A 1026-nucleotide genomic window follows, 5' to 3' on the forward strand; every position below is an offset into this window, starting at 1 on the left:
GGCACAACCAGCGTCCACGGCGTTTTTTGCCACGCCAGGACTTCTTCCTGCAGCAGATGGGCCGATTGCGGGAAGGCCTGCGCCCAGCCGGCGCGGCAGTTCAGTACAAAAATCTTTCCGGGCTCGGCGCTGCTTTCGAGCTGGAGGCCTTTGAGGTCAGGGTCGCGCCGGGCGTGGCAGAGGATGACGGCCAGGCGCAGGCACAGCAGTTGCTGGACGAACACGCGGTCTTCGAAATTGACTTCAAGCTTGCGCAGCTTGCCGCGGTGGCCCAGCACCAGAAGGCTCAGGCGATGCAGTTCGGGCAGGGCAAAGCCCGGCGCGTCGGCGTTGTCCAGGATGTAGGCGCCATGCTTGTGATAGTCGCTGTGCGAGATCTGGCTGCCGATCTCGTGCAGCTCTGCGGCCCATTCCAGCTTGCGCTGGAAGCGGGCAGATTCCGCAGCGGGCATGCCCTTGCCGGCCATGACGAACAACTGCCTGGCGACTTTGCTGACGCGTTGGGCCTGTGCGTTGTCGGTATTGAATTTGCTGGCCAGGCGCTGCACGGTGGTAGAGCGCAAATCGGTCAAATCCTGCTCACGGTCCACCAGGTCATAGAGCACACCGTGGCGCAAGGCGCCTTGTGCGGCTTCCATTTGCGCGATGCCCAGGAGATCGAACACGGCCCTCAGCACGCTCACACCGCCGCCTATGACGGCGCGCCTGTCGTCTTTCATGCCGTCGAGCTTGAGGCGATCGGCGCTTTGCGCCTTGAGCAGCCGGTCCAGCAGCCAGTCGAGGCCTTCTTGCGTGACCATGCCCGCGGGCCAGCCCGAGGCTGTCAGTACGTCGCTAACGGCGCCAATCGTGCCGGAAGACCCATAGGCGGTGTCCCACGCATCGGCGCGGTAGATATTGACGGCTTCGTCAAGCACCGCCTTGGCGGCGACCTCTGCCGTCTGGAAGGCGCGCGGGTTGAACTGCCCGTCGGGGAAATACTTCATCGACCATGCCACGCTGCCGACGCGATAAGACTCCATGGTC

General features: G+C 63.8%; 1 protein-coding gene. It reads right to left on the reverse strand.

Annotation, left to right across the window (positions count from 1 at the left end):
* A partial coding sequence (locus tag AC1D1P_RS24250; RefSeq protein ID WP_477674782.1) for a Ppx/GppA phosphatase family protein occupies window positions 1-1026 on the reverse strand: 1026 nt, incomplete at both ends.

This window comes from Polaromonas sp. P1_E1_2, from assembly GCF_056406035.1.